At 49.3% G+C, this 14,860-nt stretch carries 9 protein-coding genes; 7 read left to right on the forward strand and 2 right to left on the reverse strand.

What is annotated here, in order from left to right; translation table 11 throughout:
• The first annotated feature begins 14 nt into the window (after positions 1–14).
• Positions 15–3,473 carry a PAS domain S-box protein gene (locus LZD49_RS00970; RefSeq protein ID WP_234665437.1) on the forward strand — a complete coding sequence of 1,153 codons (3,459 nt, stop codon included), beginning with the start codon at positions 15–17 and terminating at the stop codon, positions 3,471–3,473.
• Positions 3,474–3,509: 36 nt separating this feature from the next.
• On the opposite strand, the gene LZD49_RS00975 is transcribed toward LZD49_RS00970, so the two are convergent.
• Positions 3,510–4,367: an SDR family oxidoreductase gene (locus LZD49_RS00975; protein ID WP_234665438.1), complete on the reverse strand. Its 858-nt coding sequence runs from the start codon at positions 4,365–4,367 to the stop codon at positions 3,510–3,512.
• A gap of 282 nt (positions 4,368–4,649) precedes the next feature.
• On the opposite strand from LZD49_RS00975, the gene LZD49_RS00980 reads away from it, so the two are divergent.
• Genes LZD49_RS00980 through LZD49_RS00995 form a run of 4 tightly spaced genes read left to right on the forward strand, consistent with a single transcriptional unit; the run spans position 4,650 to position 9,267 of the window.
• Positions 4,650–5,921: an NAD(P)/FAD-dependent oxidoreductase gene (locus tag LZD49_RS00980; protein ID WP_234665439.1), complete on the forward strand. Its 1,272-nt coding sequence runs from the start codon at positions 4,650–4,652 to the stop codon at positions 5,919–5,921.
• A 43-nt stretch (positions 5,922–5,964) separates the two neighbouring features.
• A complete protein-coding gene (locus LZD49_RS00985; RefSeq protein WP_234665440.1) occupies positions 5,965–6,867 on the forward strand; it encodes a CorA family divalent cation transporter in 903 nt (300 codons plus the stop codon).
• Positions 6,868–6,922: 55 nt separating this feature from the next.
• Entirely contained in the window at positions 6,923–8,095 is a 1,173-nt protein-coding gene (locus LZD49_RS00990; RefSeq protein ID WP_234665441.1) for a fibronectin type III domain-containing protein, read from the forward strand.
• Between the two features lie 29 nt (positions 8,096–8,124).
• Positions 8,125–9,267 (forward strand): glycoside hydrolase family 18 protein, encoded by a 1,143-nt coding sequence (locus tag LZD49_RS00995; RefSeq protein ID WP_234665442.1) that lies wholly within the window; start codon positions 8,125–8,127, stop codon positions 9,265–9,267.
• Here LZD49_RS00995 and LZD49_RS01000 read toward each other — a convergent pair.
• Complete coding sequence (locus LZD49_RS01000; protein WP_234665443.1) at positions 9,264–12,653, reverse strand: DEAD/DEAH box helicase; 3,390 nt, start codon at positions 12,651–12,653, stop codon at positions 9,264–9,266. The genes LZD49_RS00995 and LZD49_RS01000 overlap by 4 nt on opposite strands.
• Before the next feature lie 58 nt (positions 12,654–12,711).
• On the opposite strand from LZD49_RS01000, the gene LZD49_RS01005 reads away from it, so the two are divergent.
• Together LZD49_RS01005 and LZD49_RS01010 are read left to right on the forward strand one after the other, a co-directional pair.
• Entirely contained in the window at positions 12,712–13,545 is an 834-nt protein-coding gene (locus tag LZD49_RS01005) for a DUF481 domain-containing protein (protein WP_234665444.1), read from the forward strand.
• A 117-nt stretch (positions 13,546–13,662) separates the two neighbouring features.
• Positions 13,663–14,826 (forward strand): Gfo/Idh/MocA family protein, encoded by a 1,164-nt coding sequence (locus LZD49_RS01010; protein WP_234665445.1) that lies wholly within the window; start codon positions 13,663–13,665, stop codon positions 14,824–14,826.
• The last annotated feature ends 34 nt before the right edge of the window (positions 14,827–14,860 follow it).

Here is a 14,860-nt window from a genome sequence, read left to right on the forward strand (position 1 = left end):
TTTTCCAAAAATGAATGATCACCAATACCGAACTCTACAAGTCCTTTCTGCATAGCAATGCTTTTTACGTAACAGGCATCGATCTGGAAGGGAATTACAAATATGTAAATGACCATTTCTGCGAGTTTTATGGGTTGGACAGAGACGAAATCATCGGCAGGTCGTCGCTTGCCGGTGTGGTGCCCGAAGATATAGCGAAATGTCTGCAAGTTGGAGAGCAATGCTTTGTTAACCCCGGAACCCCCAACCCTGTTGTGCTGCGAAAGTACTCGTCGCGCAACGGCGTCAAAACGACCCAATGGGAATTCACAGGCATTGCCGATGAATACGGCGTGGTTACTGAAATTTTTTGCATCGGCTACGACATTACCCAGCAGCTCAAAGTGCAAGAGGACCTTTCCGTGTTGGTCTCCAATATGCAGGACGTCTTGTTCACCATTTCGGCGGGAGGGATTTTTACATATGTGTCCCCCAGCTGGACCTCTATGTACGGGCATTCGGTGGAAGAAACAGTTGGCAGGTCTTTCACCGAATTTATCCATCCGGACGACTTCCACGTTTGCTTCGAAGCCTTGCGCATTACCACCGAAACAGGTGTAGCTGTGCCAGGCGGCGTGGAGCACAGGATCAAGCACGCGGACGGTTCCTGGTCGTGGAGCAACACTTCTGCGAATATAGATCCGGTTAGTAGGGAGATTATCCTCACCAGTCACGACATCACCGAGCTTCGCAACTCCCGCGAACGGCTGAAAGAACTGGCGATCGTGGCATCAAACACGACCGACTACATCGTAATTACCGATAGCAAGGGCGACATAACCTGGGTTAACAAGGCTTATGAAATACATACAGGCTACAATAGAAAAGAAGTAAAAGGAAAGGCTCCCGTTCAGCTGATCAGTGGGCCGGAGACTGATCGCGACACGCTCGACCGGATCTTATTGCACTGCAAGGAGAAAAAGATGGTACGGGAAGAAGTTCTCTGTTACACTAAAACAGGCAAAAGTTATTGGGTCGATCTCAGGATCACGCCGGTATTTGACGATTACGGCAATTGTACCCATTTCATAGCCGTCGAAAGAGATATCACTGCCCGCAAAGAGGCCGACCAGGAACTCAGGCGTATTAAAGATATTCAGGAGCAGACCAACAGTGTGGCCAGGGTAGGCGGATGGGAATTGTATACGCGCACGGGGCAGCTTTACTGGTCGTCAACGACTAAGGAAATCCACGAAGTGGACCCGGACTATGTTCCTGAAACAGAAACAGCCATCAACTTTTACAAAGAAGGCGCTGACAGGGAGATGATCACACAGGTCCTGGCGGAGGGGCTCGCTCATGGTACGCCCTGGGATAATGAACTGCAACTGGTAACTGCAAAAGGCAAAGAATTGTGGGTCAGGACCATCGGAAATGCAGAAATAGTCGATGGCGTATGCGTGCGGCTTTACGGCGCATTTCAGGACATTACGCACCGAAAGCAGGCTGAGGTGGACATTATGAACTCGGAGGCGAAATTTCGTAGTCTCTATGACTCAACGAGCGACGCGGTGATCTTGTTTGACCATACCGGATACCTGGATTGTAACGGAGCCGCACTGAAAATGTTTGGGATCGACTCGGTGGAAATGCTGCTGGAAATGCCGATGGGCGAGCTGTCGGGGCTCAATGAGTTGAATATGGAAGAATCGAAGGGCGATGTGAACCGGCATGTGAAGGAGGTTTATGAAAAAGGAACCCACAGTTTCGAATGGAAATACAGGCGGTTCGGTGAATCGAAGGAGTCTTTTATTGCAGAAGTGCTGCTAAACCTGATCAAGATCAACGATACCCAGATTATTCAGGCGGTAATCCGCGACATTACGATCCGGAAGCGAGCGGAACTAGATTTACTCGAAGCCCGCGAACATGCAGAGGCAGCCAGCAAGCTGAAATCGGAGTTTCTTGCTAATATGAGCCATGAAATCCGGACGCCGCTGAATGGCGTGGTTGGTTTTACCGATTTGCTGATGAAAACCAACCTCGATGAAACCCAGCAGCAATATATGTCCATGGTTTTCCAATCGGCTAATTCGCTGATGGACATCATCAATGACATTCTGGATTTCTCCAAAATCGAGGCCGGAAAGCTTGAACTTACTCCGGAAAAGACCGATCTGCTGGAAATTTGCAGCCAGGTTGCCGATATGGTCACCTACCAGGCACAGCAAAAATATTTAGAAATGCTGCTGAATATCCCCGCCGACATTCCAAAGGTTGTTTGGTGCGATTCGGTGCGGCTACGGCAAATCCTTGTGAACCTGCTGAGTAATGCGGTGAAATTCACGATCAAGGGAGAAATTGAATTAAAGATCGAACTGCTGAATAAGGTAAGCGGGCTGGATTATACGTTCCGCTTTTCGGTCCGCGACACGGGCATAGGCATAGACCCGCAAAATCAGCGCCGCATTTTCGAAGCGTTTTCACAGGAAGACTCTTCTACTACCAAACGTTTCGGCGGGACCGGCCTCGGACTAACTATTTCAAACAGCCTGCTTGGGTTGATGGACAGCCGGCTTCAACTGGTGAGCGAGCTGGAAATAGGTAGTACTTTCTTTTTTGATGTCAGGTTCAAAGCTGTGGAGGGTGAAGACCGGTTTGAATGGGTGAATGTGGAGCAGATCGAGAAAGTATTGATCGTAGACGATAATGCCCATAATGGACAGATTCTGAAAGATATGCTCGGCAACAAGCGTATTGCGGCAGATTACATCCGGAGCGGTGAAGAAGCCTACGAGCTGCTTCTGTCAGGAAAGCAATATGACGTCTTACTCATTGATTGCCAGATGCCCGGATGGGACGGGATTGAAACGATCCGGAAAATTAGGAAACTGGAGAACAGCGAGCCGAAGCAACCCGTGATATTATTGAATGATTCATTTGATGAAGAAGCGCTCAGTGTCCTGGGCAATGAGTTGAATATCAGCCACTTTTTGGTGAAGCCAGTTAAGATAAGACAGTTGTTTCATACGCTTTCGGATCTCGGGCTAAAAACCGGAAAGCCGGAATCCCGGATTTTACCTGTTGCTCCGAAAAATCAGCCCACGCAAATGCCTGAAACCGTCGAGGTAAAAATTCTTATTGCCGAGGATCACAAGATCAATATGCTACTGGTCAAATCGATGCTTTCCAAGATATTGCCGAATAGTCATTTGATTGAAGCGGCCAATGGAAAAGAGGCGATCGCCGCATTTCTTCAAAACCTTCCTGATCTGGTTTTTATGGATATACAAATGCCGGAAATGAATGGTTACGAGGCAACGCGGGAAATCAGGGAGGCGGAAACACGCACGCATGTACCGATCATCGCACTGACCGCCGGTACGGTCGTTGGTGAGCGAGAGAAATGTATAGAAGCAGGAATGGATGATTATTTAACCAAACCGGTTTTAAAAGACACCTTGGAAGCCGCTGTCCGCAAATGGCTTCGTTGAAATGCGGGGGGCGGAATGTTTCCGCCCCCCATTCCATTATCCGTTCACAACTTGCCCGCCATTCGGGTGCAGCACCTGTCCGCTCATGTAAGAGGCATCTTCGCTTGCCAGAAAAACGTAGCAGGTAGCAACCTCGCACGGCTGTCCCGGTCTTTTGAAAGGGGTATCTTTACCAAACTTTTCCACCCTCTCCGAATCAAAAGTAGAAGGGATGAGCGGCGTCCAGATGGGGCCCGGCGCTACCGCATTTACCCGGATGCTCTTTTCCGCCAGATTGCCGGCCAGCGAACGCGTGAAGGCGACAATAGCTCCTTTCGTCGAAGAATAATCCAGCAGCGACGGACTGCCATGGTAAGCAGTCACCGAAGTGGTATTGATGATGCTGTCTCCCTCGTTCAGATGTGGCAGTGCGGCCTGTGTGAAATAGAAAAATGAGAAGATATTAGTCTTAAAAGTGTCACTCAGCTGGCTGGAAGATATCTCGTCGACGTTCTCTTTGGGATGCTGCTCGGCGGCATTGTTAACAAGGATATTCAACTTCCCCAATTCGTTGACGACCTTGCTGACAGCCTCTTTACAAAAAGACTCGTCACGGATATCGCCCTGAATAAGCAGGCATGATTTTCCCTCAGCCTCCACCATGGCTTTGGTGTCGGCGGCATCCTGACTTTCATCCAGGTACACAATGGCGACGTCCGCACCTTCGCGTGCAAAATGCACTGCGACCGATCGGCCAATGCCACTGTCTCCGCCTGTAATCAGCGCCGTTTTACCTTGCAACTTGCCGCTTCCGCGATAATTTTCCCGGATCACGACTGGTGCCGGATCCATGATTTCTTCTATCCCGGGCCGTACATTTTGCGTCTGCCCGCGGGTATCGATGTCGAAATTCATAATGTCAATGGTTTTTAGATTCGCGCAATGGCAACAAAGCACATGCCAGTTGTTCAGATCAGGCGATCAGGCCGTGATAAGGGGTCTGACGCGCAAATGAGTAAAGAATTTCACAGTGCAGGGTGTGTGTTATAGCCTCAAAAGGTGCTTTTCCGGTTTGGGAAATTGTTCGGCATGGTTATTAATGCATTCACCCGATGCAATTATCGCCGGTCGCCAAACCGCCGGAGCGCCGGAACGCCGGATCGCCGGTCGCCGGATCTTCTGCAAACATAAAGCACTATGAATCAAAAGAAAGTAGTAATCGTAGGGGGAGGCTTCGCGGGCATTAATCTGGCCCAGAAGCTTTCCAGGAATAAAGCATTTCACATTGTGCTGGTAGACAAGAACAACTATAACTTCTTTCCGCCATTGCTCTACCAGGTTGCGACGGGCTTTCTGGAAGCCTCCAATATCAGCTATCCTTTTCGCAAATTTTTTCAGGATAAGGATAATCTCCGGTTCAGCCTCGGTGCATTTCAGGAGGTTTTTCCAAATGAGAAAAGGATAGCCACTGAAAGCGGCGACATTTACTATGACTATCTGGTTTTCGCCACCGGCACCGAAACCAATTATTTCGGTATGGAAAATGTCCGCAGAAATGCGGTTCCGATGAAAACCGTGCAGGATGCACTGGCGCTGCGAAACCATGTGCTCCGGTTGAAAGAGCTGGCGGTGAAGGAAACCGACCCGGCGACTCGGAGGAAGCTCCTTTCCATTGTTGTGGCAGGCGCAGGCCCCACGGGCGTTGAAGTATCAGGAATGCTGGCCGAAATGCATAAAGGTATTTTCAAAAAGGATTACCCCGAATTGAAAAGAGAAGAAGTGCAGATTTACCTCGTCGACGCCCTGCCCGTGGTGCTGAACCCGATGAGCAAAAAATCGCAGGATGAAACGCTGGCCGAGTTGCGCGGATTAGGCATTGAGGTGCTGCTCGATCATGCTGTAAAAGATTATGATAACGGCATCGTTTCATTTGCCAACGGGAAAACGATTAAAACCGAAACGCTGATTTGGACGTCGGGTGTGACTGCTACCGCACTGGCCGGGTTACCCCCGGAAGTGCTTGGCAAGGGTAAGCGAGTGCTGGTGGACCATTACAACAGAATTAACGGTTTTGACGACATTTTTGCCCTCGGCGATATCTGTTTCATGAGTTCGGACGAACGTTTCCCTGACGGGCATCCGCAATTGGCGCAGGTGGCCATTCAGCAGGCCCGTAATCTCGCACACAACCTGCCGTTGTGGCTGGAAGGTAAATCGCCCAGGCCGTTCAGCTACAAAGACAAAGGTACAATGGCGATAATCGGTATCAACAAGGCGGTGGCCGATTTGCCGGGCTTGCATTTCAAAGGCTTTATCGCTTTCTTTCTCTGGCTGGTGGTACATTTGTTTTCGCTGATCCGTTACCGCAACCAGGTCAAAACGTCCTACAACTGGTTGGTTGCGTTCATTTCCAAAGATCAGTCACTGCGGTTTATCCTCGATTCAAAACCAGAAAAGCCACTCCATTAACCAGAACATTTTTATTTAACATCGTAAAGCCCGTCCATTTATCATGATTAAGACCATTGCAGATTCTTCCCAATACCCGTTTAAATGGATTGATATAACAGATCCCGACGAGGAGGAACTCAAACAGGTCAGAGAGAAATATGCCTTGCACGAATCTTCCATCAGCGACTGGCTGCAGCCCGACCACCTTCCCAAATATGAGACTGTGGGTCAATATGTATTCATCATTTTCAGAATGCATTGTCAAACAGTGGGGGCGGAGGCAGACACCGTGGGTGAGCTGACCGACAAGCTGGCTATTTTTATGACCAAAGACAGCGTTATCACCATGCACAAACAACCGTGGAACGAGGCTGAGCCTATCCTAAAAGACCAGGTCGACCAGCACGACTGCGACAACACGGTACATCTTGTGAATGAGATTATAAAAAGCTGCATTGCCACCTACGAAGCGCCCTCGCTGAAATTGACCAAGGACATCGAGTATTACGAAGAGAACATGTTCCTGAAAAACCGAAAAGCATCGCTTCTCAAAGGGCTATATTATTTGAGGCGAAGGGTAGAGGTGACGCGCCGCATTCTGATGCTCTCGCACGACATTGTCGAGAAAATGGATATGCCGGATCACTCCAACACCTACACCCGCGACACCCGCGACCTGTATGTGAAGCTGCATAATATTTATGACACGTTATTCGAAAACATGAACCACCTTGTCATGGTCTATTTCTCGATTTCCTCACAACGCACCAATGAGATCGTGCGCGTGCTCACGGTTTTTTCGGTGTTCTTTATGCCGCTTACTTTTATAGTCGGTATTTACGGGATGAACTTCGATTTTATGCCGGAACTGCGCCTTAAATGGGGTTACCCCGGCGTAATGATCCTCATGGGAGTGATTACATTTGGTATTTATGTGTGGTTTAAACGGCGCGGGTGGTTGTGATGCGTGGCATAAAAGCTTTTAACCTCTATTTTTGCCTCCCTATCGTCCAGGATCTATGAACAGTACCTTTACCCGTCGTCTTCTATCGTTTGTTGTACTCCATTGCCTTGTTTTCGCTACACCCTGCTGCCTGTGGGCTGCCATTCCGAAAGCGCCCGCCACACTGACAGCGGTGGCTTTCTCATCCAGCCAGATCAATTTGGCCTGGGCAGACGCGTCGGCAGACGAGACTGGTTTTGAAGTAGAGCAATCCACCGACGGGATAAAATTCACGCGTATTGCCGACTTGCCTGCCAACACGGTCATTTACCTGGACAAACCCCTGAAACCTGCCACCAGATACTGGTACCGCGCCCGCGCGAAAAATGCATCAGGCGCATCGGCCTATTCGAATATTGCTAATGCTACCACGCAGCAGGTTGCCCCTGTTGCTCCCTCAAACCTGACTGCGACTGCCGTTTCGACTTCACAAATCGACCTTAAATGGACAGATAATGCCAGTAATGAAACCGGCTACCAAATAGAACGCTCGCTGAACGGAACGACATTTCTCAAAATTGCCGACCTGACGGCCAACGTAACGACTTACGAAAGCACCGGACTTACCCCGGCGACGGATTACCATTTCCGGGTACGGGCAGTGAACGCTATGGGTGCGTCGGCATATAGTAATGTAAGTTCAGTTAAAACGCAGAACATTCCGGTGCCGGACGTGCCTACTAACTTAACTGCCGTCCCTACCGCCCCGGACCTGATCAAGCTTCGCTGGGCCAAGCTGGCCGGCAATGCGACCGAAGTGATGATCGAACGGGCAAAAGGCGAGGAGGAATTTGTACAGATCGCGAAATTGCAGGCTTCGGTGTTGCAATACGAAGACAAATCGGAGCTGGAAAATGCAGACTACTTTTACCGCATTAAGGCCAGAAATGCAGGTGGGGATTCGCCTTACAGCTTGATTGCCATCGTGCGCGCGGCTTCCATTATTACTGCGGCAGAATTACCGAACGATCAGCATCGGATTTACGCGGCCGGGCGGACACTGATCGTAAGTCTGAACCGCGTGACGAATGCCGATGTGTGGGTTTACGATATGGCTGGAAGGCTTCATAAAGAGCAGATAATCGGGCAAACGGCACATATTGACCTGGCCGCCTTACCAACAGGACTTTACATTGTTGTTACCGACACAGGTAAAGAAGTAACATCAAAGCGTATATTGCTTTATTAATATATCCTAAACCTAAATTTCCTAATCCTATGAGACCTAATCTCTGGAACTGCCTTTCCGGCTCCTGGCTGCTGGCATTGTTGCTGTGCCTGTTTATTTCCGGCACCGTTTCAGCCCAAAAGAAGAAAAAATACATTGTCAACGGTTACGTAGGCGGCTTCCGTGGCCTGGCCAATATCGAGGAGATCGATGCAGAGAAGCTGACGCACATCAATTATGCGTTTGTGAACGTGCAGGACAGCATGGCCGTGCTGACCAATCTCGCGACCGATTCCACCAACTTCCGGAAATTGAATTTGCTCAAGCAAAAAAATCCTGACCTGAAAATCGTGATCTCGATCGGCGGCTGGGCATGGAGCGAGAACTTCTCGGATGCGGTGCTGACCGAGTCGTCACGGGTGAAATTTGCCAAATCCAGCGTGGACATCGTCCGCCAATTCGACCTCGACGGCGTGGATATCGACTGGGAATATCCCGGCATGCGTGGTGAGGAAGGCAATATTTTCCGCCCCGAGGATAAGCAGAACTTCACGCTGATGTTTAAAGCGCTGCGTGATGAGCTAAATATCCTGGAAAAGGAAAAAGGAAAGAAATACCTGCTTACCACCGCTGTGGGAGGCTCCAAATCCTTCATCGAGCACACCGAAATGGGCCTGGCGCAAGCCTATCTGGATTACATTCTGATCATGACCTACGACTACGGTGGCCGTAATGGCACAGTAGGGCACCACACCAACCTCTATGACAACGATCCTTCCGGCGAAGGTTCCTCAGCCGATCGTTCGGTGAAGAATTTCATCGCGGCAGGGGTACCGGCAAGCAAGATCGGCCTGGGCGCAGCATTTTACGGCAAAGGCTGGGAAGCAGAAACGGCCGATAACCATGGGTTGGGAGCGAAGCGGGTGAAATCGGTGCAGGGCGGCGGTTATACCAAGCTGAAAGACACGATGATGGACCAAAATGGTTACAAAAAATATTATGACAAAAAGGCGAAGGCACCTTATCTTTTCAATGACTCGACCAAAGTACTCATCACCTACGAGGACGAAAAATCGATTAAAGAAAAATGCAAATATGTGAAAAAGAACAAGCTGGCCGGGATATTTTTTTGGGAGTATTTCAATGACCCCAAGGAATACCTGATCAACGAGATCCACAAAAATCTGGACTAGCGCGACACCAGCGCCATTAAATCGGCCCTGGTCAATGATTTCAGCACATCGGTATCGGTTTTGATGAGGTCATTGGCCAGGTCTTTTTTTGTCTCCTGTAATTCCATCACTTTTTCTTCGATCGTCCCGGGGCAAATCAGCCGTACCGCGATCACATTTTTATGCTGCCCAATGCGGTGGCTACGGTCGATGGCCTGGTTTTCTACGGCCGGGTTCCACCACGGATCGATCAGATAGACATAATCTGCTTCTGTCAGGTTTAACCCGGTTCCCCCCGCTTTCAGACTGATCAGGAACACACGCACCTGCTCGTTCGTCTGGAAATTCTCGACGCGAGCGCCCCGGTCGCGTGTCCGGCCGGTGAGGTATTCGTAACCGATGCCGCGTTCTTCCAGTTGAGGGCGGATGAGGTCGAGCATGGAAGTGAACTGTGAGAATATCAGTATTTTATGCCACGGTGCAGTATCCTCGATCTGCTCCATTAACACGTCGATTTTAGCCGATGCGTTTCCGTAGTAAAGGTCGTCGCGCAGCAGCGCAGGTGAGTTGCAGATCTGTCGCAACTTGGTAAGTCCTTGTAAAACATGCAGCCTGCTTCGTTCGATATCGCCGTCGTTTCGGGTATTCAGATAGTTGTAAAATTCCAGTTCGTAGGCATTGTAAACCTTGCGTTGTTCTTCGCCCATTTCGCAGTAGATCACCATTTCTGTTTTCTCGGGAAGCTCGGAGGCGACCTGTTGCTTGGTACGGCGCAAAATGAATGGGTTGATCCGCCTTTGAAGCTCCACGGCCCGCTCACTATCCTTGAAGCGGTCGATGGGGATCGAGAAATGGTTGCGGAACTGTGTTTTGTTCCCCAGCAAGCCCGGGCAGGCAAAGGAAAGCTGGCCGAAAAGGTCGAATGTATTGTTCTCAACAGGTGTTCCTGTCAGTACCAGTTTGTTGCGCGATTGTAACAGTCTTGCCGCTTTGTATCGCTGCGATTCCGGATTTTTAATAGCTTGTGATTCGTCCAGAATAATGTAGTTGAACTCGTATTTTTTAAGAAAATTGATGTCCGACAGCAACGTGCCGTACGACGTGAGAATGACCTCGTAGCGATCGAAGTCGGTGACGTCTTTTGCTCGGTCTAAGCCGTAAATGGTGAGGATTTTAATGCTTGGCGCAAATTTTTCAATTTCGGCTTGCCAATTGAAGATCAGCGAAGTTGGAACGATGACCAGATTGGTGTTCCGCACCTGTTTTTTTCTTTGTAATAATATAAATGCGATGACTTGCAGGGTTTTACCCAAACCCATATCGTCGGCCAAACAGCCGCCGAAATTGTATTCATCCAGGAAATTCAGCCAGTTGAGCCCTTGTTTCTGATAGTTGCGCAAGCTCGCTTTCAATGTCCGCGGAACCGGCACCGGCTTTATGTTTTCAAAATCCTGGACGCGGGATTGATAGAATGAGATCTGCTCCTTGACTTCGCGGTCGAGCATTTCACCCTCATACATTTCTTCTACCGAAGCGAAACGGATCTTGGGTGTCTGGATAATCTCGCCCGCGATCTCGCCGGCATCGAAAAACTTGGCGAACTTCTCCACCCATTGCTCCGGCAGGATGCCCAGCGTCCCGTCCCCAAGTTCCACATATTTGCTTCGGTTCTTAACTGCTTTGTGCAGATGTTTTAGCGTAACCTTCTGTTTGCCAAAGGCCACATTGGCTGTGGTATTGAACCAGTTGATGCCGCTGTTCACATGCACGGAGATTTTGGCTTTATTCTGATTTAACCGGTTTTTGGTCAGCTTATTAAAGCCTAATATGGTAACACCCTGGTTCTGCCATTCTTCGAAAGCATTCGGGAACCAGTCTTCATTCAGAAAGCTGCCGCGGTGCAGATAGAAGAATTCCCTGCCCAGCTGCTCCTCAAAATCTGGATGTTGCCGCATCACCGCGCTGCCAAAACGCAGCTCCGCCTCTTCATCGCGCTTGACCATGAACGGATTGCCGTGGTTATCCACCGCGTAGATATCGTTTCTCGAAAACAGCGGGACTTCCACGTTGCCATATTTAAGCACCGGCGTGATCATCACATAATTACCGACGTCTTCCAGGTAAATAATCTTCTCGACACCCGTGTCAAAACCTTGTTCTTCCCGCTGCGCCTGAGTGGCCGGTTTCACGTACGTATAATTAATGCGAATGCTGTTTCCAAGTTTTGAAAGCAGATTGACCCTGAACGCCTCAAACTTGGATTCGTGAATATAAATGCGCTGATTATGCTGCCTGAAAAATTGAAGTGTTCGCAGGATATCCTGGCTTTCGATCAGATGCAGCGAATCTTTGTACAAGACAAAGTAATCGTATCGGAACTGCACACTTTCCAGGTCGAGGTGTACGCTGTCGAGCACCAATTCGCCACGAACCTGGAAAAACGGATCTTTTTTATCGATGGTCAGTACCAGGTCGGCCGGCGTTGCGGCCAGCTTCACGGGCAGCAGAGAGCCAGCATTGATATTCTCCGAAACAGAAGGATTATGGTAATAAAAGTCAATATTCAAAGGATTTTGAACGACCGAATGCAATCTCGGAATATCGGTTTCCGGGTTCTTTTTCCTGAAATTGTTCTGGAACGAGGCTACTGCTGTGTAAAATTTGATGCCCTCGGGATGCTGCGTCTTCCAGATCTGTTCGAATGGGTTCAGTGCCGTGAAGGGGTTTTTCAACTTGCCCTGACGCGTCACCGGCGCCTCGTACATCTCCATATAAAAATGGTCATAATACTTGTTCAGGCCGATTGCGACAATGGGTTTGGAGTCGGTCGCCTGCGATTGGGGAACCGGCAGGTTGGGCGCCTGGCCGATTAACAGTTGTTCCTGCATTGCCTCCACCGACAATGTATCCAGCGGGATCAATTCCTTCAACCTGGGTTTGACATGCAGCTCGCGACCTGCATATTGAAGCTGAAAATACTGATCGAGATCCTGTTCGTTTTCAAGACCGTAAAGCACGGCGGTTTCGCGGATCTTTTCCTGCCGGATTTTTTTATCAAAGAATGCCCGCAGGTCCCTTTTGTTGAGTAGGTTATATAAAACCTGGCCCTGGTGCTCGCATAGCTTTGTCTTCGGGCGCGTGCATTCACAATATAGGTTTACTGCTTTGTGATCCTGCTTTAATACGACTTTAAATGTTTCTGTCAATGAAGTGGCAATGCGGAAAGCGGCATAATCAACATCGATTTCATAGGGCTGAATGTCGAAAAAGCCTCTTTTTTCGGTCGATGGCATTTGGGAACTGTTGTTCAGGATGTGCGAGACCGACAGTTCGGAAATATTGAAATCGAGTAAAATAAAGTTATGCAAGCCAGGCGCGGGTGCTCCGTCGGGATCATTCTTTTTCATAGGGCAAATTAACCAACTGATGCTATTTTTGGCACCATTATTTTGCAAAATTGCCGTGATGAAAAAATTGACCTGCTACCGTTTCTTTAAGCTTTTCGCTTTTCTGATTTCCCTGATATCCATTCCAGCGCTGGCACAGGACGCAAAACCGGATACAACCAAGTTAAAATTGGTGCCGGCCGATTCGCTCATAGCCCCAAAGCCCGACACCGCTACGAAGCCACCACGCGTGCTGATCGACACCATCCGTTACCGCTTCGCTGGCGACGGCAATTTTACCAGGGGAAATGTGAACCGTAGCCTGATGGTGCTTCGTGCCGAGCTTATTTTCGGCGGGCCATTAATCAACATTGCTACCAATCCCAGATTCACCTACGGCGAGCAAAACGGTATACTGGCCGAGCGAGACAGTTACGTCGATCTCTTTGTGGATGTTTTTAAAAAGCACAAGACCTATGTATTTGGGCTGGCTGTATTGGAAACCAGTAATTTGCGCCGTATAGACATCCGGCAAATGGCAGGAGCGGGCATTGGCTACCGCGTTTTCCGGACCAAATCGCACGACCTCACGCTTACCAATGCAATCCTGTACGAGTCCACCAACTTTTTTGAGAAATCGACCGTTACGACGGTTCGTAACTCGTTTCGTGTCAAGGGAAAGCATTCGTTTTTGTCCGATAAATTCAGGTTTAATCACCTCACATTCATCCAGCCCGCATTGAACGATCTTTCCAATACACGCTGGAACACTATTCTTTCAGTAGAGCTACCGCTCAACAAATGGATGGCGCTTAGGACGAGCTTTGAAAACTCCTATGAAAGCGTGGTGGAAACAGGCCGTAAACGCAACGACTCCCGTATTACCTTTGGGATTTCAGTAGGAAATAAATAGACGATTCCGGGCCGCAGGTTGTCAGGGAAAAAGGCAGAGAACACTGTCCTTGTGAACAGCACATTATATCTGCCGGAAATGTGCTTTACTAAGTATTCACTACATTCCAATCGAGCAATGAAAGACCAACAGGACAATCGTCGTGACTTCCTGCGCAATTCGCTTTATTCCGCCGCCGGGCTGGCCGTGTTTCCGCAGCTGACCCCGAATGCCTACGGCTCTGTCAGAACCGTCGTGGCTGAGGGCCATTTTGTACCGGTAATGCCGCCGCGGATCAAGTTTGCGGTGATCGGGATTAATCACGGGCACATTTACGGGCAAGTGGAGGCAGTAACGCGCGGCGGTGGCGAGTTGGTTTCTTTCTATGCAAAAGAGGCCGATCTTTCAGAGGCATTTGCAAAACGCTATCCCAATGTAAAGCAGGCCAAATCGGAAGCCGAAATCCTGGACGATAAATCAATTCAGCTTGTATTGAGCTCGGGTATCCCCGATGAGCGTGGTCCGCTGGGAGTACGTGTCATGAAAGCCGGGAAAGATTATATGGTAGATAAACCGGGGCTCACAACGCTCGAACAATTGGCCGAGGTGCGCAAAGTGCAGAAGGAGACGAAGCGTATCTACTCAATCATGTACAGTGAGCGCCTGGAAAACCGCGCTACTGTGAAGGCCGGGGAGTTGATCAGGGAAGGCGCTATTGGCAAAGTAGTACAAACAATTGGACTTGGCCCGCACCGGATGAATGCAAATACCCGTCCCGATTGGTTTTTTGATAAAAAGCGCTACGGTGGCATCATTTGCGACATTGCTTCCCACCAGTTTGATCAATATCTGTTTTTTACAAACTCTACCAAAGCGCAGGTTGTCGCCTCGCAGGTAGGCAATGTAAACCATCCGCAATATCCTAAATTCGAGGATTTCGGTGATGCTATGCTACGTGGCAATGGCGGTTCGGGTTACATCCGTGTCGATTGGTTCACCCCCGACGGCCTGAAAACCTGGGGCGACGGACGCCTCACAGTGCTTGGTACCGAAGGATTCATTGAAATTCGTAAAAATATCGATATCGGTGGGCGCGAGGGCGGAAACCACCTTTTTGTTGTCAATAACAAAGAAACGACCTACGTCGATTGCAGCAAGGTGGAATTGCCTTATGGCCGCCAGCTGGTGGATGACGTTTTGAACCGCACCGAAACGGCAATGTCGCAGGAGCATTGCTTCCTGGCGACCGAGCTATGCCTGAAAGCGCAGAAAAATGCGCAGAATGTCGCGGTAGTGAGTTAATACCATTATCCTGTTCCTGACCATTCAAAACACA

Origin of the sequence: Dyadobacter sp. CY261, assembly GCF_021440085.1 — a bacterium.
GTDB lineage: Bacteria > Bacteroidota > Bacteroidia > Cytophagales > Spirosomataceae > Dyadobacter.

Excerpts from the sequence above, each read along its gene's own strand:
- LZD49_RS00970 (WP_234665437.1), top strand. The coding sequence starts at position 15 with ATGATCACCAATACCGAACTCTACAAGTCCTTTCTGCATAGCAATGCT.
- LZD49_RS00975 (WP_234665438.1), bottom strand. The coding sequence starts at position 4,367 with ATGAATTTCGACATCGATACCCGCGGGCAGACGCAAAATGTACGGCCC.
- LZD49_RS00980 (WP_234665439.1), top strand. The coding sequence starts at position 4,650 with ATGAATCAAAAGAAAGTAGTAATCGTAGGGGGAGGCTTCGCGGGCATT.
- LZD49_RS00985 (WP_234665440.1), top strand. The coding sequence starts at position 5,965 with ATGATTAAGACCATTGCAGATTCTTCCCAATACCCGTTTAAATGGATT.
- LZD49_RS00990 (WP_234665441.1), top strand. The coding sequence starts at position 6,923 with ATGAACAGTACCTTTACCCGTCGTCTTCTATCGTTTGTTGTACTCCAT.
- LZD49_RS00995 (WP_234665442.1), top strand. The coding sequence starts at position 8,125 with ATGAGACCTAATCTCTGGAACTGCCTTTCCGGCTCCTGGCTGCTGGCA.
- LZD49_RS01000 (WP_234665443.1), bottom strand. The coding sequence starts at position 12,653 with ATGAAAAAGAATGATCCCGACGGAGCACCCGCGCCTGGCTTGCATAAC.
- LZD49_RS01005 (WP_234665444.1), top strand. The coding sequence starts at position 12,712 with ATGAAAAAATTGACCTGCTACCGTTTCTTTAAGCTTTTCGCTTTTCTG.
- LZD49_RS01010 (WP_234665445.1), top strand. The coding sequence starts at position 13,663 with ATGAAAGACCAACAGGACAATCGTCGTGACTTCCTGCGCAATTCGCTT.